The 26,895-nt window shown below is 58.8% G+C and carries 16 protein-coding genes, 2 tRNA genes and 2 pseudogenes; 14 read left to right on the forward strand and 6 right to left on the reverse strand.

Annotated elements, in window-relative coordinates:
• Positions 1 to 63 precede the first annotated feature (63 nt).
• Positions 64 to 3,063, reverse strand: a complete 3,000-nt coding sequence (gene traA, locus AC56QQ_RS16270; protein ID WP_497128596.1) for a Ti-type conjugative transfer relaxase TraA — start codon at positions 3,061 to 3,063, stop codon at positions 64 to 66.
• A gap of 313 nt (positions 3,064 to 3,376) precedes the next feature.
• Between traA and AC56QQ_RS16275 the strand changes: the two genes are divergently transcribed.
• The 7 genes from AC56QQ_RS16275 (at position 3,377) to AC56QQ_RS16305 (ending at position 14,385) form a co-directional block, all read left to right on the forward strand.
• Positions 3,377 to 4,408 (forward strand): IS110 family RNA-guided transposase, encoded by a 1,032-nt coding sequence (locus tag AC56QQ_RS16275; protein WP_497123285.1) that lies wholly within the window; start codon positions 3,377 to 3,379, stop codon positions 4,406 to 4,408.
• Positions 4,409 to 4,723: 315 nt separating this feature from the next.
• Positions 4,724 to 5,050 carry a conjugal transfer protein TraD gene (locus AC56QQ_RS16280; RefSeq protein WP_497129031.1) on the forward strand — a complete coding sequence of 109 codons (327 nt, stop codon included), beginning with the start codon at positions 4,724 to 4,726 and terminating at the stop codon, positions 5,048 to 5,050.
• A 1-nt stretch (position 5,051) separates the two neighbouring features.
• The gene (locus AC56QQ_RS16285; protein ID WP_497128599.1) at positions 5,052 to 5,273 is read left to right on the forward strand and encodes a conjugal transfer protein TraD; all 222 of its coding nucleotides are present in this window, start codon (positions 5,052 to 5,054) and stop codon (positions 5,271 to 5,273) included.
• Positions 5,274 to 5,959: 686 nt separating this feature from the next.
• On the forward strand, positions 5,960 to 6,454 hold the full coding sequence (locus AC56QQ_RS16290) for an HNH endonuclease (protein ID WP_497128603.1): 495 nt from the start codon (positions 5,960 to 5,962) through the stop codon (positions 6,452 to 6,454).
• An 886-nt stretch (positions 6,455 to 7,340) separates the two neighbouring features.
• Positions 7,341 to 12,713, forward strand: a complete 5,373-nt coding sequence (locus AC56QQ_RS16295) for a glycoside hydrolase family 99-like domain-containing protein (RefSeq protein ID WP_497128606.1) — start codon at positions 7,341 to 7,343, stop codon at positions 12,711 to 12,713.
• Positions 12,710 to 13,678 carry an NAD-dependent epimerase/dehydratase family protein gene (locus AC56QQ_RS16300; RefSeq protein WP_497128609.1) on the forward strand — a complete coding sequence of 323 codons (969 nt, stop codon included), beginning with the start codon at positions 12,710 to 12,712 and terminating at the stop codon, positions 13,676 to 13,678. Before AC56QQ_RS16295 ends, AC56QQ_RS16300 begins: the two co-directional genes overlap by 4 nt.
• A 59-nt stretch (positions 13,679 to 13,737) precedes the next feature.
• Positions 13,738 to 14,385, forward strand: a complete 648-nt coding sequence (locus AC56QQ_RS16305; RefSeq protein ID WP_497128612.1) for a class I SAM-dependent methyltransferase — start codon at positions 13,738 to 13,740, stop codon at positions 14,383 to 14,385.
• 90 nt (positions 14,386 to 14,475) lie between these two features.
• Here AC56QQ_RS16305 and AC56QQ_RS16310 read toward each other — a convergent pair whose 3' ends face one another.
• Positions 14,476 to 15,201, reverse strand: a complete 726-nt coding sequence (locus tag AC56QQ_RS16310) for a class I SAM-dependent methyltransferase (protein ID WP_497128615.1) — start codon at positions 15,199 to 15,201, stop codon at positions 14,476 to 14,478.
• Between the two features lie 936 nt (positions 15,202 to 16,137).
• Positions 16,138 to 16,932 carry a hypothetical protein gene (locus tag AC56QQ_RS16315; protein WP_497128618.1) on the reverse strand — a complete coding sequence of 265 codons (795 nt, stop codon included), beginning with the start codon at positions 16,930 to 16,932 and terminating at the stop codon, positions 16,138 to 16,140.
• Positions 16,933 to 17,434: 502 nt separating this feature from the next.
• On the opposite strand from AC56QQ_RS16315, the gene AC56QQ_RS16320 reads away from it, so the two are divergent.
• A complete protein-coding gene (locus tag AC56QQ_RS16320) occupies positions 17,435 to 18,100 on the forward strand; it encodes a class I SAM-dependent methyltransferase (RefSeq protein ID WP_497128620.1) in 666 nt (221 codons plus the stop codon).
• Positions 18,101 to 18,299: 199 nt separating this feature from the next.
• Here AC56QQ_RS16320 and AC56QQ_RS16325 read toward each other — a convergent pair whose 3' ends face one another.
• From AC56QQ_RS16325 to AC56QQ_RS16335, 3 genes and pseudogenes are all read right to left on the reverse strand, one after another.
• The gene (locus tag AC56QQ_RS16325; protein ID WP_497128623.1) at positions 18,300 to 18,776 is read right to left on the reverse strand and encodes a DEAD/DEAH box helicase family protein; all 477 of its coding nucleotides are present in this window, start codon (positions 18,774 to 18,776) and stop codon (positions 18,300 to 18,302) included.
• Positions 18,777 to 18,952: 176 nt separating this feature from the next.
• Positions 18,953 to 19,024: pseudogene (locus AC56QQ_RS16330) on the reverse strand (hypothetical protein); the annotation flags it as partial.
• A 384-nt stretch (positions 19,025 to 19,408) separates the two neighbouring features.
• Positions 19,409 to 19,483 (reverse strand) — tRNA-Asn (locus AC56QQ_RS16335).
• Positions 19,484 to 19,706: 223 nt separating this feature from the next.
• Here AC56QQ_RS16335 and AC56QQ_RS16340 point away from each other — a divergent pair.
• The 6 genes and pseudogenes from AC56QQ_RS16340 to AC56QQ_RS16365 all read left to right on the forward strand — a co-directional run bounded on the left by AC56QQ_RS16340 (position 19,707) and on the right by AC56QQ_RS16365 (position 26,886).
• Positions 19,707 to 19,964 (forward strand): PGPGW domain-containing protein, encoded by a 258-nt coding sequence (locus AC56QQ_RS16340; protein WP_256750595.1) that lies wholly within the window; start codon positions 19,707 to 19,709, stop codon positions 19,962 to 19,964.
• Between the two features lie 457 nt (positions 19,965 to 20,421).
• Positions 20,422 to 20,495: transfer RNA gene (locus AC56QQ_RS16345), tRNA-Cys, on the forward strand.
• Between the two features lie 90 nt (positions 20,496 to 20,585).
• A pseudogene (locus AC56QQ_RS16350) lies at positions 20,586 to 21,253 on the forward strand (protein-L-isoaspartate O-methyltransferase family protein).
• Between the two features lie 183 nt (positions 21,254 to 21,436).
• Positions 21,437 to 22,822 carry a TolC family outer membrane protein gene (locus AC56QQ_RS16355; protein WP_497129033.1) on the forward strand — a complete coding sequence of 462 codons (1,386 nt, stop codon included), beginning with the start codon at positions 21,437 to 21,439 and terminating at the stop codon, positions 22,820 to 22,822.
• Positions 22,823 to 23,040: 218 nt separating this feature from the next.
• Positions 23,041 to 23,898: a PopZ family protein gene (locus tag AC56QQ_RS16360; protein ID WP_497128626.1), complete on the forward strand. Its 858-nt coding sequence runs from the start codon at positions 23,041 to 23,043 to the stop codon at positions 23,896 to 23,898.
• Between the two features lie 204 nt (positions 23,899 to 24,102).
• Complete coding sequence (locus tag AC56QQ_RS16365) at positions 24,103 to 26,886, forward strand: valine--tRNA ligase (RefSeq protein ID WP_497128629.1); 2,784 nt, start codon at positions 24,103 to 24,105, stop codon at positions 26,884 to 26,886.
• Positions 26,887 to 26,895 lie beyond the last annotated feature (9 nt).

Consider the following 26,895-nt stretch of genomic DNA (forward strand, 5'->3'; position numbering starts at 1 on the left):
CGCGCAAGAGGGGTTTCCGGGTTGTCTTGCCCCGGCGTGGAAACGGCGGCGAATCGGACGTGTTCAGATTCCAATGCCACGGCCTCTGCCGATGCCGTGGCTGAATGCGAGTTCCGTAGCGAGGCTACGGCCGGAATCTGTATGAATGCCAAGATCGCGTTTGCGGTTGGCAAGGAGGGATTCCAGTTGAGGATCGCGTTCGAGGCTTTTGGCCATGTCGGACATGGCCGAGCGGGTTGACTTGTAACCGGACATGTCGCCGACCCGGTATTGGTGCTGGCTCGTTCGGTCGAGCTGTTGCCAGCGTTCCAAAAAACGGTCGGCGCGGACGCTCGGATCGGTGTTCAGTCCGGTGCGGATTTCCGTTTCAAGCTGGAGAGCCAGGACAATGCGGTTGACCCGGCCGGCCGCCGCTTCACGAACCAGTTCAGGGTTCTTGACGTATGCCGCTTCGGCATCGCGCCAGCCATGGGGCCGAACCTTCTCGAAAGCGCTGCGGGCATCTCGCAATTCGGGCATCTGCTCGGGACTACTCTGCCCGTCCGCGTTTCCGGTGTGCATGATAACATCGATCGCGCGCGCATGGCGCACAAGCGCGTTCGTGCGAGCGCGCCGCAACGCCGCTTCCGGGTCCATCGGCATATCCGTGTCGCGCCGCGCTCCCCTACCGGGAGCTTCTCTTCCCGGCCTGCGAGCACGCTCCCGCCCGGGCTCGGGGTCTCCGGGTGAGCGCAACCCGTCCAGCAGCCCGTCGATCCGGTCGCGGAGCTTTTCCGGAACAATCCGGCGCACAATCTCGACCACGCGCTCGCGGAAAGTGATTCCGCGCCGCTCTGCATAGCTCTGCGCTGGGTCGATCTGCTCGTAGTCCGACGCCATGTCCTTGGCGCGGTCGCGTGACAACGTGCGAACCAGCCGATCCTGTGTGGCGAAGTCATCGCCGCCGTAATGCAGGTCCATCCCGTCTCGATGCCGCGATAGCGCAACGTAGCTCCCGTGTGCGTCCATGCCCGGCGTCGCCAGCACATGGGTGCGGTCAACCGTCATGCCCTGCGCCTTGTGGACGGTCGCGGCATAGCCGTGGTCAAAGTGGGCGTAGTCTTTCAGATCGAAGCGCACCGACCTGCCGTCGTCGGTGCGCACCGTCATGCTCTGCGTGCTGACCTCTTCGATCATACCAAGCGTGCCGTTCTTGACGCCGAGCCCACGCTCGTTGCGCAGGAACATGACGCGGTCGCCGCTGGCAAAGTTTCTTGCACCGCATTCGACATTCACCTGAACCTCGTCGCCGAGATCTCCAGAAGCGCGCATGCGCTCGCGCGCTGCCTGGTTGAGCGCGCGTACTTCGTCGTTTGTATGGGTGAGGATGATCCGGCTTGCCTCTGGATGCGCCTGCCTGTCGCGATCCCAGCAGTCGACGAGTTCAGCTCGCGCCTCATTGCGCGTTGCAGCCTGATGCACCATGCCTTGCGCGTCGTAGGCGCTGATTGCAGCGCCGATCCTGCCGGTTGCCAGATCGCGCGTGGCGTCTCGCTGCCAGTCCTCGCGCTGCCGGCGCACCTGGCCGATCTCGACGCCGCCGTGACGCTCATGGATGGAGCGGAATGCAGCGCCGGCCTCGATCGCCTGCAACTGCTGCGGATCACCGACCAGCACGACCTTTGCGCCAACGTCCGCCGCATGGAAGAGCACGCGCTCCAACTGGCGCGTGCCGACCATGCCTGCTTCGTCGATCACCAGGACATCGCGCGCGGTGAGCAAATCGCGGCCCTGTCCCCAGCCGTGTTCCATGCTGGCGATGGTGCGCGAGGCAATGCCTGATCCGCCTTCGAGATTCTCTGCGGCAATGCCGGAGAGTGCGGCGCCTTTAACCTCATAGCCCGCTGCCGCCCATGCCTGGCGTGCAACGCCGAGCATCGCGCTCTTCCCCGTGCCGGCAAAACCAACCACGACACCAAGACCGCGGCCGTCGGTGATGTGATCCAGTGCATCGGCCTGCTCGCCTGACAGAACAAGCCCGCGCTTCTTGGCGTGTGCCAGAGCAGCATTGCGATGCTGATCATTCACCGCATGGCGCTCATCTCTGGCCATGCGTTCCGCTGCGCGATGCAGGCGCTGTTCGGTATCGATCATTTGCCGGGTGGTGAATCGGTCATCGCCGCGTCTGTCCTTGCCGAGTTCGACCAGATCAGGCGCGCTGCCGATCGCGCCCGTTACCTGTTCGAACTGCTCGAGCCCATCGCTGTGCCGATGCGCGAACTTCGCCATGTCGCGGCGGGTGAATGTCGATTGCTGATGTGTGATTGCATCCAGCGCCAAGGATGGATTCGCAATGATGCGCACGCCATTGTTGCGCGCGATCTCGCGGTGCAGTTCGGCGCGATCGGCTTCAATGCCGGCAGCATCGAGGCCGCTGTCCTCAATGCGTTGGGCCGGCGCACCGATCTGGGTCTGCGGCTCCAAGGCAATGCCCTGCGCTTCCAGACTGCGATGATCGATGCGGGCGTCGATGTCGAGTTCGGCCAGGCGTTCATTGGCCAGTTCCGCCCATCGCTCGCGCCAGCGCTCGACCAGTTCGGTGCGGTTCCAGTCGCGCACCTTTGCCCCGAAACCGTTCTCATCCACGGACCGCATGGCGAGCATGACATGGGCATGCGGTTTTGGACTGCCGTCCTCTGCCCTGTCCCAATGCACATTGAGATCGGCGACCATGCCCTGGCTGACGAACTCCGACTGCACGAAGTCGCGCGCCAACTCGGTGCCTTGCGCCTGGCTGAGTTCGCGCGGGAGGGCAAACTCCACTTCTCGGGCAAGCTGCGCGTCCTTGCGCACCTCGAACGCCTCGACATCGTTCCAAAGCCTCTCGCGATCGCGCCAAGCCTTCGGTGCATCCTCCGGCAACATCACCTCGGAATGGACGACACCGCGCTTGGCGAAGAAGTCGTGGCTGCGTTCGATCCGCTCGTCGCGCAACCGCGAAGCCGAGCGGTAGGCGGCAGACGCCACGGCGCTGGAGCCGGCCTTGCGGCCAATGACCTTGACGTGAAGATGATAGATTGCCATCGCGACCAGATCATTTGCACGTCAAAGCGCACGTCGGCACGACGTATAAGCGCGCCCTCCCTCGAAAAAATCTCGGGATGGACCAGCCCGTCCCGGGCTGTCTCGGCAACATGGAAGCCTTCCGGCAGGCGCTCCCCTATCATCGCTGCATCGACAATCGATGGAGACAGCCATGCGCAAACATGGGCTAATCGCGGCGCGACTCACGATCTATTCCGTCGGGACGGCGGATGGTGAAGGCGGTTGCTCCTCGATAGAATCGGAAGCGGGCTCACGATTGGCGCCGGGCCCAAATATCGGACGGAGAGCAACCATGGAGCAGTATGTCGGCCTTGATGTTTCCTTGAAGGACACCGCAATTTCGATCCGCCAGGATGGTGAGCGGATTTGGCGTGGAAAATGTCCTTCTGACCCTCAGATACTGGCGCAAGTGATCCGCAAGCATGCACCGCACGCCAGCCGCGTCGTCTTCGAGACTGGGCCATTGGCAACTTGGTTCTATCACACGTTGGCGGCTAAAGGTCTGCCTGCGATCTGCATCGAAGCGCGCCATGCGCAGAAGGTGCTGAGCGAAACGCTCAACAAGACCGATGCCAATGACGCGGATGGGTTAGCCCGGCTTGCCGAAGCGGGCTTCTTCAAAGCGGTCCGAGTCAAGTCGTACGACACGATGTTGATCCGCACGCTGGTGGCGGCACGCAATCAATTCATCCTCATCTCGACGCAACTTGGCAACCAGATACGCGGAACAATGAAGACGTTTGGGCTCATCGTTCCGCGGGGCAAAGGAGGCGCGTTCGAAAACAATGTCCGGAACCTTCTGGACGGCGAAGAAGGTCTGGCTCGGATCATGCTGCCGCTGCTCGAAGCCTGGCGCGACGTTCGCAAGCGCGCGGCCGATCTCGATCGTCAGCTACTTGCGACGGTGCGCAAAAGTCAGCGGGCTCAGTTGCTGATGACCGTCCCCGGCATTGGTGCGGTGACGGCTATTTCCTATGTCGCAGCGATTGAGGACCCCGACAATTTCCGCAAGTCACGCGCGGTGGGCGCTTGGCTGGGCCTGACCACACGGCGTTACCAGTCCGGTGAGGTCGACTATGACGGCCACATCTCACGACGAGGTGACAAACGCCTGCGCAGCTTGCTCTATGAAGCAGCGCTGGTGATCCTCACCCGAACCGGCGCCAAGAACGAGAGCAGCCTCAAGACCTGGGGACTCCAGCTACGTGAGCGCCTGGGCTTCAAGCGCGCAGCGATCGCGGTGGCGCGTAAACTGTCAGTCATCATGCACGCGATGCTTAAGTCAGGAGAAGCTTTCAACCGATCGGCTGGGGCCAGCGCCTAGCCTAGGCAACCCAGCTCTACACTCTCAGCGCGTCGTCATTCTAGCGCGCCGAGGCGTCCCTGCCGGGACGTGGGTCAGACCATTCCGTTCTCGTGATTGCAGCTCTCCGGAGACTGCGGCGCAAACACAGGAAGGCCTCGCCTGCGAAGACCCATAATGCGACGGCCAAATGCCGATCGCGGAGACAACCCTGCTCCCGGCACTCGCCTATGACTCGCGCGAAAGCGGCCACTGCGGGCATGCCCATTCTTCGTTCCAACCTGCGGCGGTGCAATCCATCGCCCGACTAGAAATGGAGTTGACCAGATGAGAGCGATTAGACAACCACGAGACTTCGACGCCGAACTGAAGGCGCTGGAAGAAAAAGCGCGGGAACTCAAAACGCGAAAGGTGCAGCAACTTGGCGAGCTGGTGATCGCCACCGGCGCCGATCAGCTCGGCACCGACGAACTGGCCGGCGCGCTGGTCGCCATCGCTGAAACGAAAGATAGCGGAAAGCGTGAGGCATGGGCCAAGCGTGGGGTGATGTTTTTCGAGAGCCGGCACCGGCGAACTGCTCAGGCATCTGGAAGCAACAGGCGTAGCGCTCCAGCGCAACCGGGCAGTCCGCAATCGCCTCCAAGCGATTCTGGCTCGCAATGACATGCGCACCTGGCAGGTGGAGCGCCGCAAACGCACCCGACACCTGATCGAACTCGGCGGTCTCGTCGTCAAGGCAGGCATCGTCGAGCTGACCAATGATGATCGCGCCATCATCTATGGCGCGATGCTTTGGATCGCGGAGAAGCTCCAAAGCGAGGACGCCGAACGCGCACGAGTTCGCTGGGCTCAAAAAGGGAAAGATGCTTTACGCGGGCAGGTATGAACGGTTGAAAAGCTGGCGAATGTAACTCTTTTGGGTCGATCGGCGGGCGACGCGGAGACCTCAAATATCGCACCGTCGCCCGCTACGCGCCGGGCAGTCGACTTGAAGCTCTAGAACCTCAAAGGCCTCGATCGGGCTGTTTGCAGCGATGGATTGGGGGCAGATAGCTGCCGTCCGGCGAAACTTGTCAGTAGAATTCGGAAGCAGCGCTTGTTTCGAAAAAAGCGGTTAAATATCCTCTGCTCCTAGGGGAACGGATAGTAGCCAAAGATGACGCGGAAACCCGGGAACTCGATGAACCGGCGGCACGTTCTCACACCCCTATAGGCTGGCCGATTGAAGTGATCGAGTTCAGTGCCAGTGGGAAGGCACCAAAGAAATATGGACCGAACACCTATCGGTTCGGAGCTTCCCTCACGCTGAGCGTGATTCTTCCCAGGCGGGGATGGACGCTGGTCAAGCAGACAAAGAATTACGCATATCTGAGACCACCCACAGATCAGCCAGGCCCCAACTTCCGGATCTCAATAGCAGTTCCACCCGCTTCGGAATGCTTGGCCATCGCGCGCAGGTGTCACGCTCGTGCGGAATCTTGGGCATACCAACTTGGCGAGTGGCCGGCATGGTATCTCCATGAGCGAAATCGCGACATGCGCCGCTTATGGCGCGACCCGGTGACAGGAGAGATGGCATCGGAGTTGCATCCCGTCCCGCCGGAATCCAGCCTTTCCATCGGTCAGTTGGGTATCTGGGAGATGCACGTCACTGGAGTCGCGGGGGATTTCGTGATTGGACGCGCACCTCCCGCTACGCCGACCGATAGCGGCCTTGGCATCCCGACCGGCATTCTAATCGAAGGTGAGCTAAAATCGGTTGAACTCACGAAGTACGAACGCAACGCTGTAGCTCGAAACGAGTGTATCAAGCACTTCGGCTCCAGATGCCAGGCATGTGACCTTAGCTATGAGGACAGGTATGGTTCGATCGGCGCCGATCTAATCCACGTTCACCATATAACGCCGCTCTCGGAGATCGGCGAAGCATATCAGGTCGATCCGATTCGCGATTTGGTGCCGCTCTGCGCAAACTGTCACCACGTCGTGCATCGCCGGAGTCCTCCGTATTCAATAGCCGAACTGCGAAATGCGATCGCCGCGCAGGCAAATCGCACTTCGGCCTAGCCCTGTCAAACGGCCCAAAACTGACCCCCGATCGGCGTCCAATTTTGCACGCCGATTCACAATGTGGTGTTGGGCGCTGCTTCAATGAAGTCCGAGGCCTGCTTACGGAAACCAATTATTTGCTGCTAGAAGCCACACCGGCTGCTGGTGGGTGCGGTTGGACTTTCCAGACAGGAAGACCCCCGGACCCGCTGCGCCTCCGCTCTTTGGCTCGATCGTGGCAATGGATCATCCGGCCTATTCGGAGCCACCGTGTTTCGAGGTGTCTTCGGCAGCGTCGACCAAGCAATGGCAGTTCTGCGCGCAGAAGGATATGTCGTGTGAGTGTCGGTGCCCGCCATGCTAGGAGGCGCTGCAAATACAGTCCGAAAGACCACTCGACGACATCTCGGAGCAACTCTATGGCGGCTGGAAGTAAGCGCTGCCGGGGACGTTTGAGGTAATGCCCAGTCCGCGCTGACCGTGCGTCAGAAGCAAGCGGGTAGTGTGGCAACCCCGTTCTCGTCGCACTAAGTGGCAAGCTCTCTCGGATGTTTTATTGAGGCGTCAAAGCACACCACCCCGACACAAACGGAACTCTGTGTTGGCCGGTATCTATCTCCCTTCGAGCAGACCTCACCGGTGGCACGGCGTTATATTGTCACTGTCCACCATACGTGCGGTTGATGTCCGCAGGAATTTCTTCTAAGAGGGGTCAGATCGTTGTCACATGTGAGCGCGGCGGGGATCCGGTCCCAGAGAAGCATGGCCTTTGCCAATAAACTCGTCGTACTTAAAGACGAACGAGAGTTCTCCACCTGTGCTCAGTTGCTTGCTTTGGCGTATTGATGGTGCACAGAATTTAGACGAAGCTGTGTAGGGCGTTGCAATCTTGGATGTGCCTGTGATGGATCAGCGAATTGTCGAGGAGAACCCGCGCATATTTCTTGCGGGCAATCAAAGGTTGGCCGAGCATCTGCGGTGGAACAGTTATCTCTCAGAGCGGCGCAAGCTCTTGTATGTGAGTACCCCCAAGGTGGGATGCACCACCCTCAAGTGGTGGTTCGCTGCTCTGGAGGGCTATTCCCAAGCTTTGCGAGCGAACGTTGACAGTGCGGAAAGCGATCAGGATCTGGCCGTTCATGAAGCTAACAAAGTTGCACCGCATGTTACAGGGCTGGACTTTGAGCACCTGTCCGAGGCGTTGACCTCTGGTGCTTATTTTCGCTTTGCGGTCGTCCGGAATCCCTACACCAGAATCTTTTCTGCGTGGCAGTCAAAGCTGCTGGTCCGGGAGCCTCTGCAAATTGGACCTTATATCAACTCGGAGTTTTTCCATCACCCGATACAGCAGGGACGGGATATTGTTGCCGCCTTCGAGAGTTTTCTGGAACATTTGGCGAGCAACGAGGCCCCGTCGTTTTGGGATCACCATTGGACGCCTCAGGCAGCTTTGCTGCGGCCCGACCTGATCGACTACACCAAACTGACGAAAATCGAGAATGCCGGCGAGCTAAGCAAAGCATTGGGAGAATGGCTTGGCGGAGATGTGCCGGACCCTTTTCTACTGCGGCGAACGAATGAGAGCCTAATCCCCTACCTGCCTGAGTTCATATCCGAACGCAGTGCGCAGTTGATCCGTGCGCTGTATGCTGAGGACTTCGATACCTTCGGCTACGACAGCCAACTTCCTTCACCCTTAGAGACCTTCTCCGCGGAACAGTTGAACGTCGCGATCAAGGCCATCAAGCTCATTCGCGCGCGGCACGAACAGCTAGGCAACCGGGCCGCCCGGATCCAGGTCCTCATGCGGACGACCGCTGAAAACAAGAGCGAGATTGCCGATCTAAGACGGGCCATCGCCGAAAGGGACGAGGAAGTCTCCAGTCTCACCCTGGTTGTTTCGGAGCGTGATGCCCGAATCGCAAATCTGGAGAAGGCTGCAGCGGAGTACGACGAACAGGTTGCGAGCCTCGGTCGGGCCATCGCCGGCAGAGACGCGGACGTCGCCAGTCTGACACTGGTTGTTTCAGAGCGCGATGCACACATTGCAAACTTGGATAAGGTCGCAGCAGAGTACGACGAACAGGTTGCGAGCCTCGGTCAGGTCGTCGCCCGCAGGGAAGAGGAACTCGCCAGGCTCACCCTGGTTATTTCAGAGCGGGATGCGCGCATTGTCGATACGCAGAAGGCCGCAGCGGACTACGACGAACAAGTCGCGAGTCTCGCTCGGGCCATCGCCGGCAGAGACGCGGACGTCGCCAGTCTGACGCTGGTTGTTTCAGAGCGCGATGCGCAGATCATCCGTCTCAGCCAAATCGCTGCTGAGGGCGAAAAACAAACTCACACTCTCGCGCATGAACGTGAGCAGACCGTAGCCGAAAAGAACCGAGAGCTTCAGGCGCTTCGGTTCGAGTTGACCCAGGTCGTGCATTCCCGTTCCTGGCGCGCAACTGCGCCTCTCCGCAAGCTGGCGGCGCCTGGCTGGCGCGCGCTGTCTTTCGGCAAGAAGGTAAGCAAATTTCTCAAGGTGCGGCGCGACCTGATTCTCACTTCCGCGACCCGCCGGATTCGCGCGAGTTCGCTTTTTGATGCGGAATATTATTTGGAGACTTATCCGGACGTTAGAGACGCCCGATTGGACCCCGCAACGCATTACCTAATTCATGGCTGGAAGGAACACCGGAACCCGTCTGCCGCGTTCAATACCGCGAGTTATCTTTCTGCCCATCCGGATGTTGCTGCGGCTGGCCGGAATCCCCTCATTCACTATCTGCGGCATGGCCAGAAGGAGGGCCGCCCGCTTGGAGTTGGGATAATCTCGACGGGAGATGATGCCGTTTCCATGTTTGCCGCACCAATTTTGTTGGACGATAGCACAGCGGATCCCGTCGCCTCGCGTGCTGATGAATTTATCCCTGACGCGGCAGCGATTGATGCCGAGGCGCAAGCTATCAGAGAGTCAGGTCTCTTCGACGAGGCTTTCTATCTTGCCATGTATCAAGACTTGCGGCCGGCGCCTCGGGATCTGGTCAGGCACTACTGCGAGCGTGGTTGGCGTGAAGGGCGCGATCCGTCGGACGACTTTAGCACGCGGTTCTACTTGGAGACCTACGGTGATATTCGCAATGCAGGGATGAACCCGTTCTGGCACTATGTGGTTTGGGGGGCATCGGAAAGCCGCGATGCCGTGCCAGATATGTCGCCACGCTATGAGGACGATGTCCGGTTTGGCCCCGTCGAAACCGACGTCAAGCTACTTGCGTTCTATACTTCGCCGGATTGGGTCGCTTTGCGCAGCGGACGGCCTCTCTTCACGGGACACACTCAACCCAAGGTGCCGAGCGAGGAGCTCGACAATTATGATCCTCTGGATTGGCGGGTTTTGAAGGGCCAGGCGCAAATGGCCTCGCGCCATGGGGTTCACGCCTTCTGTTTCGATCTGAATGTCGCGTCCCGTAAAGCGCTTCGGCTGCAGCCGATTGGACAGTTCCTCGCGCACCACGAGATTGATATCCGCTTCTGCGCGCAAATTGTCATTTCACCGGACTGTTTGCTCGAGCCTGCCGCTAAGTCGCTGGCGCGGATCTTTGCAGATCGGCGTCACGTCTGCGTGGAGGATCGGCCCGTCCTCCTTGTCAGAGTAGCGAAGGGCTGGCTGGGCGCATCCACCTACCTGGCTCAATTGTGCCAACTGCTCGTCGAGCGGGGCGCCGGGACTCCCTTCGTGATTGTCCGATCGACGGGAGATGAGGGATCGACGCTCGAAGATTTTGGCGATGCCGCCCTTGACCTGCCTTCTGTTCCAGTATCCGACCAGGCAGATCAGGTTTATCCGTTGGAGAAGAATGGCGTCGGCGCGGTTCCTTACTCCGTGGTTGCGTCCTACGGCGTGGCGCAAACTGAAATGGTGCAGCATTCCGAACGGCCACTTTACCATACCGTCTCATTAGACCGCGATAATACGGCGCAGAATTCGTTGCGCCCTTTGGTCTTCACACGCTTTCATATCCGCGACTACCGACGTTGGCTCGACGCGGCCATCGCCAGCACAAGAAAGGGTCACCGCGACGATCGTCGCTTTGTGTTTGTGAACGCGTGGAATGACTGGAATGAAGGTCTTTATCTTGAGCCGGATACCAAAGGTGGCTTCGGCCGTTTGAATGAGACCACCCGTGCGCTTTTGAACCTGGAATCGGGACTGCGGATGCCGAAGGTTTCCGTGATTGTCCCCAACTACAATCACGAGCCCTACCTTCGCCGTCGCTTGGATAGCGTCTACGGACAAACCTACAAGAACGTTGAAGTAATCCTCCTCGACGACTGCTCCTCCGATCGCAGCCAATCCGTGTTGGACGAGTATGCAACTAGGCATGAGGAAATAACTCGCACCATCTATAACGAAAAGAACTCCGGCGGTGCGTTCCGCCAATGGGCGAAGGGGCTCAAGCAGGCGACTGGGGAACTGGTCTGGATAGCTGAAAGCGATGACTTCTGCGACAAAAGCTTTCTCGAATTGCTGGTCCCTAGTTTCGCTGACGAAGCAGTCTTGCTCGCCTACGGAAATTCCGTCTTTGTTGACCGGGACGAAACCCCCCTGGATCGCAATGACGATTTCCAAGCGCACGTGAAGGATCTAGATTGCGGAAATAAATGGGCTAGTCCATACGTGGCCACGGCTCACCATGAAGTTATAAGTGCATTGGGCATCAAGAACACGATTCCCAACGCAAGTGGCGTTGTTTTCAAGCGACCGCTCGATATGCAATTGCTGAACGACGAGTCCTGGCTGTCGATGCGCGTTGCTGGCGATTGGGTGTTCTATCTTCACATACTTCGTGGCGGAAAGATCGCCTATCGGCCCGAGGCGCTCAATTTTTTCCGCCGCTACAACGGGAGTGCGGCAGAGCTCACCTACAAACATGAAATTTTCTATCGGGAGGTCGGGTTTGCAAGTCGCGCAGTTGCAGCATTGTATGATGTTCCCGAGGAAGTCCTCGATCGCTGCCGGAATAGTTGTAGGAAAGCTTATTCCTGGCACGTCCCCAATGGAAATAGTGAGGAATTCGAGCGCTGGTATGACTACGAAGCAATTGTGCTGGCGCGCAACACCCGTTCGCTAAACATTATGATCTCGACCATGGGCTTCTACCCGGGAGGAGCGGAGATACTACCCATCCGGATGGCCAATGAGTTCAAGCGCCAGGGGCATTCTGTGCTCTTCTTCAGTTGCGGCCTGACGGTACGTCAGGATGGTGTCCGTAGGATGCTCAGAAATGATGTGCCGATGATTGAAACATCCAACGTCGAGGACGTGAGGGACCTCATTGGCGAATTTGGTATCGAGGCGCTGAACACGCATCAGTGGCACATGCAGAAGTATCCGCTCCGAGTTCCGGATGTGTTTGACGGATTGCGCGCCCATGTTGCGTCTCTGCACGGCATGATCGAGCATGGCGATGCTTTTGAAGCCACTGATAAGCAACTCCGGGGCGCAGACGGGAAGGTCACGACCTGGGTCTATACCGCCGAGAAGAATCTGGGACCTTTCTTCAAACACGGGCTCTGCGATAAATCGTCGGGGCGGTTCGTGAAGCTACCCAATGGTATCGAGGCCCCCCACGTCGTGCCGATCCCTCGAGCACGGATGAACATTCCTGAAGATGCATTTGTGCTTTGCTGCGTGAGCCGTGCGATTCCGGACAAAGGATGGGCAGAAACGATCGAAGCTGTGGCAGCAGCTCGGGCGATTTCGGGTCGGGATATTCGTCTCATCTTGGTGGGGAATGGACCAGTTTACGACGAATATTGCCGAGTGGGCACACCGGATTTTGTGTATTTGGCAGGATTCAGCAACAATTCGGTTGGCCACTATGCGTCGGCAGATATGGGTATTATGCTGAGTAAGTTTAAATCCGAAAGCTTTCCGCTGACGATTGTAGACTGCCTTTTTGCTGGAAGGCCCTACATAGCATCGGACATTGGTGACATTAGAAACATGTTGACGGTCGATCACGATGTCGCGGGATCCATCATCGAACTGGACAATTGGGAGATCCCCGTCGAAAGGGCTGCGCAGGATATTGCAGCCTTTGCTTCCGACCCCCAAAGGTACCTGAATGCATCGGCCTTGGTCGCCGCAGCAGCGAGCCGCTGTCGCATCGATGCAGTGGTCTCTCAATACGTTAAACTTTTCGAGGCCGAGCGTAACAGCCCGACGCTGGGCGAAAGGAGCCGCGTTGGCGTTGAAACGGTAGGCAGCGTCAGGGAACCTAATTGAGCCAACTGAAGGACCGCTGCTCGGATGAGCCGAACCGATGCCTGGTTTTGGGCGGGCGCGGCTTCATTGGCTCACACCTGGTCGAGGCGTTGCTGAATCGCGGATACCTCGTCCGCTGCTTCGGCCGCCCGAATACCCAACCGCTCAGTAAATCTCATCTGGAAAATAACAGGTTTGAACTCCGCGAAGGAGACCTTGTCAGTGAGGCCGATGTGGCCAGCGCATTGGAAGGCTGTCAGGCGTGCTTTCACTTGGTGTCCACCACCCTGCCCAAATCTTCGAATGCTGACCCCATATTTGACGTTGAGAGCAACGTTCTTAGCACTGTTCGACTGCTAGCTCGTGCCACCCAGTCCGGACTCAAGAAGATCGTTTTCGTGTCCTCCGGAGGCACGGTGTATGGCGTGCCGGAACAGATTCCGATCCTTGAAACACATTCGACGGATCCGGTGTGCTCATACGGAATCACCAAGCTTTCGATAGAAAAATACTTGCATCTCTTCTTCGTCCTTCACGGGCTGGATTATACTGTGCTGCGCTTGGCAAACCCATTTGGCGAAGGACAGCGCGTCCACGCAAGCCAGGGTGCTGTCGCAGTTTTTCTGGGAAAGATTTTGCGCGGGGAACCGGTCGAGATCTGGGGGGACGGATCTGTGGTGCGCGACTACATTCACATCCGGGATGTAGTGGATGCATTGTTGGCAGCGCTGGAGCGAACAACCGACGAGCGCGTCTTCAACATCGGTTCGGGATGCGGGCGCAGCCTCAACGAACTGATCGATTCGATCGAAACCGTAACAGGCTGCTACGCAGACCGTCGGTATATGCCGGGTCGACAATTCGATGTCCCCGCAAACGTGTTGAGCATAGCAAGGGCACGAGAATTGCTTGATTGGTCACCAAAGGTCAGCTTTGAGAGCGGACTTAAGGATTTTGCCGATTGGGTGCGAAGTCAGAAGAACTAGCCGCCGTTCGCGGAGCGCGTTGAAAGGGGTAAGTTTTGATCCGATCATTAGAGAATGCCTTGTTCGAACCCGCCATGAACGAGAACTGGCACATGCAGCTCAGCGAGCGCGTTGCCTTAGCGTATGCGCTCAGTCGGTTTCAGCCCGACATCAGCATTGAAATAGGCACCTACCTGGGGGGTAGCCTGCGGCCGATATCTGCCGCTAGCCGTCAAGTTTACTCCTTTGACGTTGACGACAGGTCTTTGCCCGGGTTGCCGAATGTCGAGTTTGTCATCGGCGATTCAAAAGCGACGCTTCCACTCATAATCGACGGCATAAATGCGTCCGACAGGGAGATTAACTTCATATTGATCGACGGCGACCATTCCGAAGAGGGTGTAAGAATCGACATAACAAACTGCCTGGAGTATCGCCCAAAAACTCGACCGACCATTATTCTCATGCACGACAGCTGCAATCCAACTGTCCGGAATGGCATCAAAGACGCCCCTTGGTCCGACAGTCCCTACCTTCACGAAGTCTTTTTCGATTTCGTTCCGGGCGTGCTCTTCGACTGGGATAGTCTCAAGGGCCAGATATGGGGCGGCTTTGCCGCAGCGGTTATGTTCCCTGAGAAACGTTCTGGCAGTGTCAGTATTCAAGCACCATTCGAGCCATCAAGGTTGGCAATGGTAGCAAAGTCAATTTATGCCAATCAATCATAGGGCCGCGCTTAGGCATTATCTCCGTCAATCGATCCTCTGAGGAGTCGTGGCCCGGTGTTGTCGGAAAGGACCATTTGTTTCGTTCGAACGTCAGAGTAAGTTCATTTGGCGCGACCGACGCGCAGTCGTCGCGAACACTGGCCTGCCAGGCGCTTTGCTCCGCCTGACCTTTATGATCTGACGCGAAATCTCGATGTTGTCGATCACATCGGAATTGATCATATCTTCCATGAGGTCGATCGCGAGATTTGCCAGTGAATTTTGATTGAACCAGCCGTTGGAGGGGCTTTGAAAATCCGGCTGGAAGCTCCATGACCAATCTTCAATGAAATAGTAGCCGCCCGGTTTCACATGCGGGAACACGGTGCGGAACGTCGATTTGGAATATTCGTACCAATGCGAAGCGTCATCAACAACGAAATCCACCTGACCCCCAAAGTCTTGCTGAATGATGGTTTTGATTTTCTCCGAGTCGTCTTGAGACGTGCCATAATAAATCCTCACGCGGCCGTCAGAATTCTGGGCGTATCTATCGAGCGCAGGGATTGCTTGTTGCGTCAATTCGATCGCGGAAAGTTTTTTCGGGTGGAATAATTTATCCAGAAAGACGACAGACCCGCCTTGGTAGACTCCAAACTCAAGCACTTTTTCAATCCCGGTCTTTTCTAGATCGGTGTAGTGGCCGATAAAATCTCGGCCCTTCATCATTGTAAAGTCGCGGTCGGAGGACGCACGTTTGCTTCCGCCGGCAGCCCAATCCAGCGCAATGCGACAACCTTCGATTTCAAAGGAGGAGTTGTTGATCCAGTTAATCACGAATCCTCTCAAAAAAAGTCACTGCAGCGTTGATCGGTATGCTCGTTGTGGCCCATCGAGCAAGTCCGAACACATGCCATTGTGGACCACGCAACTGTGGCACCTTGTTGTTCATGCTGGTCTCCGCATCCCTTGCCAGCCGCCGCAATTCCGCCATTCATGGCCTGCTGCCAGACATGGGTGTAAAGTATTCGTCCGACGCGAGCCCCGAATTGGCGCGTAGATCGTCGGCAATTTTCCAGAGTTCCGCCTCGCGACAATAGGTACATCTCCGAGGCCCGTTAACCGTTCGCTTTCCACATCTTGGGGGGTAGCGGCACGATCACCACCTCCTCGGCCAGCGGCGCGTATCGGCAACTTGGCAAGTCAGGTCATTCACCCTGACGGTAGCCGTTACTACAAATGGCACAGGGGCCGGTAATGTTAAGCCCACCCTGCCGTTTACTGCGGGGCTTAACAAGGTTGTCGTACCAGGCAAAGCAAATGCCGGCAGCGGCAAGATGCTACAGGGCTTCATTAGCGCTTCTTCAAACCAAGTGGTCATTACAGACTACACTAACGCATATCCTGCTGCGGACGGGTCGAGCATCACTGTATCCGGCACTTTTGAAAGGAACTAGTCCATGCCGGGGCCGGTCAGGATGGCGGGGGGGCTGTCAGCCCATCCTCTTGAGGACGGCGCTTTTTTCCTCGCCATTGTGTTGCGGGTTCAAAACGGCCGCCCGGAACTCTCCGGCAGCAGTCGCTAATATTGTACCGGCCTTCGCGAAAGCACCGGCGCGTCCTCCGCCATCCGCCTTAAACATTACCCTTACCACCATCGACTGCGACTGCGATTATGTCTGCGTAGTCTTGCCCGTCTTCGTGGCGGAAATTGATTTCGGCACGTTCGAACAGATTCATTTTACCGCCCTGACTTTTTGCTATCGACACTTCTCACTTTGGAAGCGCGTCTGCTATTTCCTCGATCAACATCGCCAGATGGCCAGATATGGCCGTCCAATCTGGCTTGAATGGTGTCCAGTCTGGATCGTCATTGAAGTTCCAGAGGTCTAGGAAAACAGCAATGTCGCCCAAGCCAAACTTATCAGCTACTGGTTGATTGCTGTCGACAAAGGTTTCGTTAAATCGCTGTCTATCTGTGGCAGATCGAAAGAATCGCCCCGGGCTGGCGTCGGAAGAAAGAGGGTTTCGCGTCAAAAGCGCCACGGCCAATTGCTTACCCCGTAGTGTTTTTATCAATGAGAGCATAAAACTCTCCTGTCTGGATAGCGATTGATTGGCAGGCTCAACTGGTCGCAGTGAACCGTGGATGCCTTTGAGGCCGGTCGCAGCAAAGAAGTCGGCGCCGAGATCGCCATTAAACCAAAGCGCGCGGTTGTAAGGGCGGATGATGATTTGCTTTGTGCCGATAGCCTCGATGAACGGGGCTATGATGTCGCCATAGTCGAATGGATACCAGGCGCGGCTAATATCCCCGACAAGCGAATCCTTTACCGTTTGTGAGTAGACGCTTTCAATCATATGATCGAAGCGGCGTAGATAAAAGACAAAGCGCAGTTCTGCGAGTGGGGCGAACTGTTTGAGCCCGGCAATGAAGCCCGGGATATCCTTCACGCGCCAGAATTCCTCGCCTGAAATCAGCAGCGTGTCGCAGCCGGATTCGAGGTCCACAAATTTGGAAAGGTTTGCCTCCGCGCCAAGAGGCGGATCGTATGAAACCGCGATCATGCTGTGGTTGCCTTTGTGGTACGCCGCATTTTCGGGGTTTCGGAAGTCCGGGAAGTAAACTGATTTGCTCCGCAGCACGTCCTGATTGGCTAGAAATAAGCGCTGAAGATATGACGACCCCGTCTTGTGTAGACCGCAATGCACAATGATCTGGCGATAACCTCTATAAGACATCTATATACCCCAGTCGGTAAGAATATTTTAGCCAGCCTGCATACCGCGCAAAGAAAACGCTAGCATAGCCTGCTGCCTCGACCGTCTTAGCCGAAAATCTTATCCCTGAACACCTGCCCGCAAGGGCGGAAAGGCGCCCTATGGATCTCAACGGCCAAGGCTCTAATCGCCGCTGGATGAATGTTCAGTGGCAGGTCACAACTTCGCGAAATCGCTTGCGCTCTGCCTAACTGGTAAAGGCTGCAGGTTTATTCGCCCACGAATTTTAGATTGACAACCAGGGTCTCGTATCTCAGGTCAGGGAATGACCATCTCTAAGAACATCACTATGATATCTGAACTCGCGCACCTTTCCAGCCGCGCCGACATATGGGCGTCATGCGTCAACAAAATCGATGCACGAACGATTCTAGAACTTGGAGTTTGGAAGGGTGAGTTCGCCGAGATCTTATTGAAGGCGTGCCCGGCGATTGAACGGTTTTACCTGATCGACCCTTGGCGGAATCTGGATACGTGGAACAAGCCATGGAATGTCGACGATGAAAAGTTCCGGGCCGTTTATGAAGAAGCATTGAACCGAACGCGGATCGGAGGCGACCGCTGTGTCCGGTTGCGCGGAACCACGATGGAGGTCATAGACCGAATTCCAGACGGTTCGCTAGATCTCGGTTATGTGGACGGCGATCACACGCTGCGTGGAATTTCCATCGATCTCGTTAAAGCGTACCCCAAAATTCGGCCGGGTGGCATCCTCGGTGGCGATGACTATACCCCGACGATCTGGCAGCATAGCGAGCAGTTTGAACCGTCTCTCGTGTGTCCATTCGCTGCGTACTTCGCTGAAAGTCAAAACGCCCCGCTGGTTATACTGCCCTTCAGTCAGTTTGCCATCCTTAAGCCATTAAAGGACGAAGTGAGCAGCTTTCAAATAATCGACACGACAGGATGCTACGGCCATCGGGATCTGATTTCGCAGGTCAAGAAACGGGACTGAAAAAGAATTCGATTCGGCGTTTGGCCGCTGACGCCTCGCTCACCGCAAATAGCACTCATGAACATTTGAAGGGCAAAATGCGCCGGCCAGGCGGTTTTTTCAGATCCGCCGCCCCTTCAAGCTAACAGAGGTGTGCCGGCGCGTATGGCGTGACCACCGAAGCTATGTCGCAGGCGACCGAATTACGCCGGATCCTTTTTTAGCATGGAGCGAAGACGGTACCTAAAAGGCAGGCCGTCTCCAGCATCCGCCGAGGATTGATAACGCGCGAGCCCTGCGCGGTCTGTGGTGACCCGAAACGGACGCGCATCACGAACCGGGCAGATACCATGAGGTCGTACTGATCGACTGGCAGAGCCTCGGACGTGTCGGCGGCGAACAGCACCCGCTTGACCAGCCCCTGAATCGTGCAGATGTGGACCTTGGTTTCCAATTCTGGCGTGACATCCTCCAGCCCCTTCAGACCGAAAATCTCGGCAAAGGTCTTGCCCGACACGACTTTGGTGGTCGAGAACTCGCCTTCGGTCTGGATGCCGAGGGCACTGCGATCCACGACGAAACAGATTCGGCGGAACCGTTTTGCCGACAGGAGACGATAGAGCAGTGCAATGGCGATCTTGGTCTTGCCTGTGCCGGTCGCCATCGCCACCAGCATCGACCGCTGTTCGGCGAACAATGCGGTCTCAACGGCGCGGATAGCCCCTTCCTGATAGGGACGCAGCGGAAGCCGAAGTCGAAGGGCTGCGTTTTCAGCGCGTCCGTGGCGGCATCCTGATCGACTTCCAATTGACCGGGCAGTCCTTGCGGCGTCGGCCAATCCACCAGTGCACGGCGATGGTTGGCCCTGCGCCGGGTGTCACGGAACCAAATGCCGCTCTCGGTCTCAATCTGTTTCAGGTAGGACCAGCCATTGGCGGCAAACACGAAGGGTGCGCGATCCTCGCCCCACGGGCCTCCAGCCAGGACGAAATCCGACGAGGACTTGATGCCGACCGAACAACAGGAACGCCGGCGAAAGCAATCAGGTGCCGTTCACGCAAATTCGCAGACGTTTATTCGGCCGATATTCGACGTAAGAAGGGAGGGGGACGCTAAGTGCTTGAAATCTCTGGTACGCCCAAGGGGAATCGAACCCCTGTTACCGCCGTGAAAGGGCGTTGGGCGATGGTGAAGTTCGTCCAAAGCCTTCCGTCACGCTGATCGCGGCAATCATCAGAACAGGTCCATAGCGAACCCAGATTCTGTAGATATGCTGTAGATCAGCCGTTTTCCGGAGCTTGTTAGGATCGACTAAATCTTTGAAAATGTTGGCTCCCCGGGCCGGATTCGAACCAGCGACCAACCGGTTAACAGCCGGTTGCTCTACCACTGAGCTACCGGGGAACGGAGGCTCTGATGTGAGTGGCGCAGCCTATAGCTGCCCTTTTCGGCTTTGCAAAGAAGCATTTCGCATTTTTCCGAGGCTTTTTCGCACGATGGTTTCTGGCAATCGTCCATAGAGGCCCTCATATAAGCCGTCATACGAGGGATAGGGAACCAAAAAGCGCGGCGCGGCTTTGGTTCAATGACGCTCCTGAACGGTCAAACGGGTCAATCTTTCGAGACGATGACAGCACAAGACAGCCAGATGCCAGCGCGTAAAATTTCGGTTTTGGGACGCGAGTTCAAAATGCCGCGCTCGCGCGGCCTCAGAATCGCAATCGGCATGCTGCTGACCGTCGGCGGCATCCTCGGTTTCCTGCCGATCCTCGGCTTCTGGATGGTGCCGCTCGGATTGTTGGTGCTGTCTTATGAATTCGCCATGGTTCGCCGCCACCGTCGACGCTTCGTCGTCTGGTGGGAACGGCGCCGCCGACCGGATTAGGTCGATAGGGCAAGATGGCACGCCTCAGCGGCCCGGTGTGCTCCTTCATTGCCTCGCGGATCTGCCTGAGAGTCGCCACGGCTGAGGCGAGCTTCGCCCGGTCCAGGCGCGACAGGCTGCTGGCACCGCCGATACACGGGCCGTCAAAGGCGCAGCGCAAAGAGCTCTTCGCATCGCGGCAGCGAGAGGCGGCGGGGGCGTTCTTGTCTTTTGCTGCCATTGCCCGGCGCATGACTGGCGCCTCCTGTCCTGCTCGACACCCGGGTGGCGTCGGTTTATTCCCGCGGCGGGTCATGCTAAACAAATCGCTAATATATCGCTGCGATTCCCGGAGCTTGAGGATTTGACACATGCTGCCCGGATTGGCGCTGAGGAAACCGTTCGGAATGCACGGTGGCCGCTTGACGGCATTTTCGCCGCAACCTATTGGAACCGGGTGGAACGCCGGGAGCAACGAGGCCTCGTGGCGGAGTGGTTACGCAGAGGACTGCAAATCCTTGCACCCCGGTTCGATTCCGGGCGAGGCCTCCAATGCCCGAGCTCCCGCGCATCTGCGCCGGAGCTTGAAGTTCGGGTCGAAATGAGCCGCGCTTCTGGCGCGGCAAGCGGATTGGTTGGGACATGAGCGCTGATTTTTCCGAACGTCGCGTCAAGATGGTCGATGGTCAGGTTCGAACCACCGATGTGACCAGCGCGCCATTGCTGGAAGCAATGCTTGTCGTGCCACGAGAGGTCTTTGTCGGCGCCGGCCAGCGCGATCTCGCCTATATCGACGAGGACATCCGCATTGCCGATGGCGCCGATGGCGCGCGCTACCTCATGGAACCTTCGCCGTTGGCCAAGCTGTTGCAGCTGGCTGAGATAAACCCGACCGATTCGGTGCTCGATGTCGGCTGCGGCACCGGCTACGCCGCGGCCATCCTGTCGCGACTGGCCGGGTCCGTGGTGGCGCTTGAGAGCGATTCGGCGCTGGCCGAGGCCGCCAGATCGACGCTTTCATCGCTTGGCTGCGGCAATGTGACCGTGGTGCAGGGGGCCTTGTCGCAAGGTCATGCCGCCAAGGCGCCTTATGACGTCATTTTCATCGGCGGCAGCGTCGAGGACGTGCCGACACCGCTGCTCGACCAGCTTGCTGAAGGCGGCCGCCTTGTCGCCGTTGAAGGGCAAGGCAATTCAGGTGTGGCCCGGCTTTTTTTCAAAGAAGGGGGGTTGTAACCGGAAGACGCGCGTTTAATGCGGCAATTAAGCCACTACCGGGGTTCGAACGTGCGCATGCCTTCCAATTCTGAGTGATTTTGCCTTGCAGGAGAGGCCTTGTCATGGTCGCTTGTGTTTGAACAATCGTTGCTGATCCGCAAACTGGGGGCGCTTTGGGGCTGAGCAGCAGGGAACACTAAACACGCGGCGCCGGTTGCTCACAAGGAGAGGCTGGCGTGGCGCGGTTCCCATGGAAAACGAATGAGGGATACACCGTGCTGTCTGTACGCAAGAGCCTTTTTGCCGCCGTCCTCGTTTCCGCGACCGCGCTTTCTCCATTCTCGGCCTCTGCGGAAACCATCCTTGGCGCGCTTGCAAAGGCCTATCAGAACAATTCCCAGCTCAATTCCGCCCGCGCAGGCGTCCGTGTCACCGATGAAGGCGTCGCCATCGCCAAGTCAGGCTGGCGGCCGACAGTCACAGGCTCGGCAAATATCGATTACTCCAGCAGCCACCTCAACGGCACGAATCAGAGCGTGCGTCTGACCACCGGCAATTTTGGCGTCCAGATCGATCAGACGCTGTTCGACGGCTTTCAGACCAGGAACAATGTGGCGGCCGCCGAATCGCAGGTCCGCGCGTCGGTTGAAAGCCTGCGCAACACCGAAGAGAACATCCTGTTCAGCGCGGCCCAGGCGTATATGAACGTGATTCGCGACCGGCAGGTGGCCGTGTTGACCGAACAGAACCTGCAATTCCTGACCGAAACGGCGCGTGCGGCGCGTTCGCGCTTCGATGTTGGCGAAGGCACGCGTACCGACGTGGCGCAGGCCGACGCTTCGCGGGCCGCCGCCGTGGCATCGCTGAGCGCCGCCCGGGCGCAGGCGCTGGCAAGTGCCGCGCTCTATCGTCAGATCGTCGGCGACGAGCCGGGCAAGCTCAAAGCCGCTTCGCCGGTGGCAAAGCTGTTGCCGTCCAGCCTCGCCGCCGCCGTCGGTGTAGCCTCGAATGAGCACCCGGCCATCCTTGCCACCCAGCATCTGGTCGACGCCGCTGCCTTTTCGGTGAAGTCGGCCGAAGGCGCCCTGCTGCCGCAGCTGTCTGCTTCCGCCGGTGTCTCGAGCGCCTATCGCAATACCGTGCCGGGCGTCTCGGCACAGGATGGCACGACAAATTCGGCCAGCGTCGGGGCCACGCTGACCATCCCGATCTATTCGGGCGGCCGCACGTCAGCGATCGTGCGCCGGGACAAGGAATCGCTCAGCCAGGCCCGCATCGAGGTCGACGTCAGCCGCGACCAGGTGCGCCAGGCCGTCACCGCCGCCTGGACCGAGTACACCGCCGCGCAGCAAAGCCTCGCGGCCAATAGGCAAGTGATCGAGGCCGCGAAGCTGGCGCTCAACGGTGTCATCGAAGAACGCAATGTCGGCCAGCGCACCACGCTCGACGTCCTCAACGCGCAGGCGACGGTCATCACCGCCGAGATCAACCAGGCCGGCTATGAGCACGACGTGGTGGTGGCGAGTTACGCCATCCTGCAGGCGACCGGCCGCCTGTCTGTCGATCGCCTTGGCTTGCAGGTGACGAAATACAGACCCGAAGAGCATTACAACGCGGTCAAGGACAAGTGGTTCGGCCTGCGCACGCCGGATGGCCGCTGAGGGCGTTCGGTTCGGATTCCGCGGTCTTCCTGTTCGAACGTGATCTTTCCGAACTGGTTCCCGCTTTCTGGAATCATGCTCTAATCTGTTGAAATCCCACAAGTCCCCAGATTGGGGATTCTCGTGCGGCGATCCGTCGGTTACGCTGTCGCCATGATTCGATCCGGCTTTGCCGGAGCGGAAATCTGCAATGGGTCACAAGGGCGGCGGATGTGACGATGGCAACGGCAAGCAGCGCACAGCGCGAACCTTCGATGGAAGAGATACTGGCTTCCATCAGGAGGATCATCGAAGACAGCGATACCGGCCGCAAGCAGCCGGGTGAGGTCGATGAGCCGCGCCAGGATCTGGAGCCGGCGTCGAGCGCCGATCCAGTCCCCGACGTCGAGGCATTCCGTGCCGACCTGCATGCCGCGCCGGAGGTCAGGAAGCCGGTCAAGCTGGCGGAAGTGCAGGCGCTGGTGACGACGGCCGAGCCAGTGATCGGGCGGATGGAAGCACCGGTGCGTTCCGAACCCACCCCGGCAAAGCCATCGATGACACTTGCCGAGGTCAGCGCCCGGGTCGCAGCCGAGCCGACCCCGCCGGCCGCTACCGAGGCGCCGGCGGTGCGTCCTGTCGCTACCTCAGATGCCACCGTTGCCGATTGGCGGCGCGAGATCGCCGCCGTCGGCGAGCAGGCCAAGATGGAGCAGGACAGGGGCGAGGCGCGCAACCCGGTTGCCCAGCCGGAGGTGGACAACCCCAGGGACGAGCCGACCCCCAGGGACGAACCGACCATGAACCGGGCCTTCGAGCAGTCTCATCCGGGCGGAAGTCCGACACGGCCGGCGATGGTCAGCGAGGCGCCGTCAGCTCGTCCGGCCATCGTTTCCGAGCACACGGGCCGGCAGGTTGCCGCTGCCTTTGGCGAGCTTTCCGATGCGTTTGCCAGCCGCAGCAAGAAGACATTCGACGAGATGGCCGAGGAGATGCTGAGGCCGATGCTGCAGGATTGGCTGGACAACAATCTGCCGACCCTTGTCGAGCGGCTGGTGCGCGAGGAGATCGAGCGCGTGGCGCGTGGAGCGCAGTAGTCGCCATCCAGATCACCGATGAAACGCCGCCCCAGAGGCGGCGTTTCTGTTCGTGCGGTCCGCTGGCGCATGGCCTTCCTTGACCTGATCCCGGCCGTGTCTATCTGACGTCGAGAGCCCGGGGCTGCCCTTGCGGTTGACTTGGTCAAGACCTTCCGATTTACACCGGGCCAGCAAAAATCCCGACAGCGCGGACCATTTCCCATGCTTGAAAAGACCTACGACGCAAAAACCGTCGAGCCGAAGATCGCCAAAGTCTGGGGAGAGGCCGACGCATTTCGCGCTGGCGCCGGCGCTGACGAGGGGGCCGAGGCCTTCACCATCGTCATTCCGCCGCCGAACGTTACCGGCTCGCTGCATATGGGCCACGCGCTCAACAACACGTTGCAGGACATATTGGTGCGCTTCGAGCGCATGCGCGGCAAGAACGTGTTGTGGCAGCCGGGCATGGACCATGCCGGCATCGCCACGCAGATGGTCGTCGAGCGGCAGTTGATGGAGAAGCAGATCCATCGCCGCGACCTGACGCGCGAGCAGTTCATCGAGAAAGTGTGGGAGTGGAAGGCCGAATCCGGCGGCGCGATCTTCAACCAGCTGAAGCGGCTCGGCGCCTCGGCGGATTGGTCACGCGAACGCTTCACCATGGACGAAGGCCTGTCCAAGGCCGTGCTCGAAGTGTTCGTCACCCTGTACAAGGAAGGGCTGATCTATAAGGACAAGCGCCTTGTGAACTGGGATCCGAAGCTGTTGACCGCGATCTCCGATCTCGAGGTCGAGCAGCAAGAGGTCAACGGCAATCTCTGGCACTTCCGTTATCCCATAGAGGGTGAGGTCTTCGATCCGGAGAATCCCAAGACCTTCATCACGGTGGCGACGACCCGCCCCGAGACGATGCTCGGCGACACGGCCGTCGCCGTGCATCCTGACGACGAACGGTTCCGGCATCTGGTCGGCAAGAACATCGTGCTGCCGATCGTCGGCCGCAAGATACCAGTGGTGGCGGATGAGTATTCCGACCCCGAGAAGGGCTCTGGCGCGGTCAAGATCACGCCGGCACACGACTTCAACGACTTTGAGGTCGGAAAGCGCCACAAGCTGCCGGCGATCAACATCCTCACCATCGAGGCCGCGGTCAGTCTGACAGACAACGAGGATTTTCTCGCTGGGCTCGAGGTGACGCCGGAGCGCCAGGCGGTGTGGGACGAACTCAACGGCCTCGACCGCTTTATCGCGCGCAAGAAAATCGTCGAACTGATGGAAGCCGGCGGCTTCCTCGAAAAGGTCGAACCGCATCGCCATGCCGTTCCGCATGGCGACCGCGGCGGCGTGCCGATCGAGCCGTTCCTGACCGAGCAGTGGTACGCCAATGCCGCCGAACTCGCCAAGCCGGCGATCGCCTCGGTGCGCGAGGGCCGCACCAACTTCGTGCCTAGGAACTGGGAAAAGACCTATTTCGACTGGATGGAAAACATCCAGCCCTGGTGCATATCGCGCCAGCTGTGGTGGGGCCACCAGATACCGGCCTGGTACGGGCCGGATGGGCGCGTCTTCGTCGAGAAGACCGAGGAAGAGGCGCTGGGTGCCGCGATCGAATATTATCTGGCGCTGGAAGGCCCATGGAAGGCCTGGGTCGAGGACAAGCTCGAGAACTTCAAGCCGGGCGAGATCCTGACCCGCGACGAGGACGTGCTCGACACCTGGTTCTCATCGGCGCTGTGGCCGTTCTCGACGCTCGGCTGGCCGGACCAGACGCCCGAACTGAAGACCTACTACCAGACCGACGTGCTGGTGACCGGCTTCGACATCATCTTCTTCTGGGTTGCCCGCATGATGATGATGGGCCTGCACTTCATGGACGAAGAGCCGTTCCACACCGTCTATGTCCACGCGTTGGTGCGCGACAAGAACGGGCAGAAGATGTCGAAGTCGAAAGGCAACGTCATCGATCCGCTCGATCTCATCGACGAATACGGCGCCGACGCCTTGCGCTTCACCTTGACGGTGATGGCGGCGCAAGGCCGCGACGTGAAGCTCGACCCGGCGCGCATCGCCGGTTATCGCAATTTCGGCACCAAGCTGTGGAACGCGACACGTTTCGCCGAAATGAACGAAGTCGCGCGCAACGACGATTTCTGGCTGAACGATGCCAAGCTGGCGGTCAACCGCTGGATCCTCACCGAACTGACGCGCGCCGCGCGGGAGATAACGGACGGCATCACCTCATACCGCTTCAACGAGGCGGCGGGTGCCGCCTACCGCTTCGTCTGGAACCTGTTCTGCGACTGGTACCTGGAACTGCTGAAGCCGGTGTTCATGGGCACGGACGAGGCGGCCAAGGCCGAAAGCCGCGCCTGCGTCGCCTTCGTGCTCGACGAGATCTACAAGCTGCTGCACCCGATGATGCCGTTCATGACCGAGGAGTTGTGGGCGCAGACAGCCGGCGAGGGCAGGGAACGGGGCTCGCTGCTGTGTCATGCCGCGTGGCCGTCGCCGGATTTCGAAGACGCGGATGCGGCCGCCGACATCAACTGGCTGGTCGACCTCGTCTCCGGTATCCGCTCGGTGCGCTCCGAGATGAACGTGCCGCCGGCGGCCATTGCGCCCCTCGTGGTGGTTGGCGCCAACGACGTAACGCGCGAAAGGCTCGCTCGTGAGGATTCGGCGATCAAGCGACTGGCGCGGGTCGGTGACATCTCGCTGGCCGATACTGCCCCAAAGGGGTCGGCACAGATCGTTCTCAACGAGGCGACGATCTGCCTGCCGCTTGGCAGCCTGATCGATCTCGCTGCCGAGGCCGCGCGGCTGCAGAAGGAACTGGCCAAGTTGACCGAGGAAATCGCCCGCCTGCACAAGAAGCTGTCCAATGACAGGTTCGTCGCCAGTGCGCCGGCCGAGATCGTCGAGGCCGAGCGCGAAAAGCTCGCCGAATACCGCGATGCGCAGGACAAGCTTTCGGTGGCATTGACCAGGGTTCGCGATGCCGGCTGAAGGGCAGAT

This window comes from Mesorhizobium sp. RCAM 05099 (assembly GCF_059683685.1).

Excerpts from the sequence above, each read along its gene's own strand:
- AC56QQ_RS16295 (WP_497128606.1), top strand. The coding sequence starts at position 7,341 with ATGGATCAGCGAATTGTCGAGGAGAACCCGCGCATATTTCTTGCGGGC.
- AC56QQ_RS16285 (WP_497128599.1), top strand. The coding sequence starts at position 5,052 with ATGCGCACCTGGCAGGTGGAGCGCCGCAAACGCACCCGACACCTGATC.
- AC56QQ_RS16275 (WP_497123285.1), top strand. The coding sequence starts at position 3,377 with ATGGAGCAGTATGTCGGCCTTGATGTTTCCTTGAAGGACACCGCAATT.
- traA (WP_497128596.1), bottom strand. The coding sequence starts at position 3,063 with ATGGCAATCTATCATCTTCACGTCAAGGTCATTGGCCGCAAGGCCGGC.
- AC56QQ_RS16320 (WP_497128620.1), top strand. The coding sequence starts at position 17,435 with ATGATATCTGAACTCGCGCACCTTTCCAGCCGCGCCGACATATGGGCG.
- AC56QQ_RS16340 (WP_256750595.1), top strand. The coding sequence starts at position 19,707 with ATGACAGCACAAGACAGCCAGATGCCAGCGCGTAAAATTTCGGTTTTG.
- AC56QQ_RS16365 (WP_497128629.1), top strand. The coding sequence starts at position 24,103 with ATGCTTGAAAAGACCTACGACGCAAAAACCGTCGAGCCGAAGATCGCC.
- AC56QQ_RS16315 (WP_497128618.1), bottom strand. The coding sequence starts at position 16,932 with ATGATCGCGGTTTCATACGATCCGCCTCTTGGCGCGGAGGCAAACCTT.
- AC56QQ_RS16290 (WP_497128603.1), top strand. The coding sequence starts at position 5,960 with ATGGCATCGGAGTTGCATCCCGTCCCGCCGGAATCCAGCCTTTCCATC.
- AC56QQ_RS16360 (WP_497128626.1), top strand. The coding sequence starts at position 23,041 with ATGGCAACGGCAAGCAGCGCACAGCGCGAACCTTCGATGGAAGAGATA.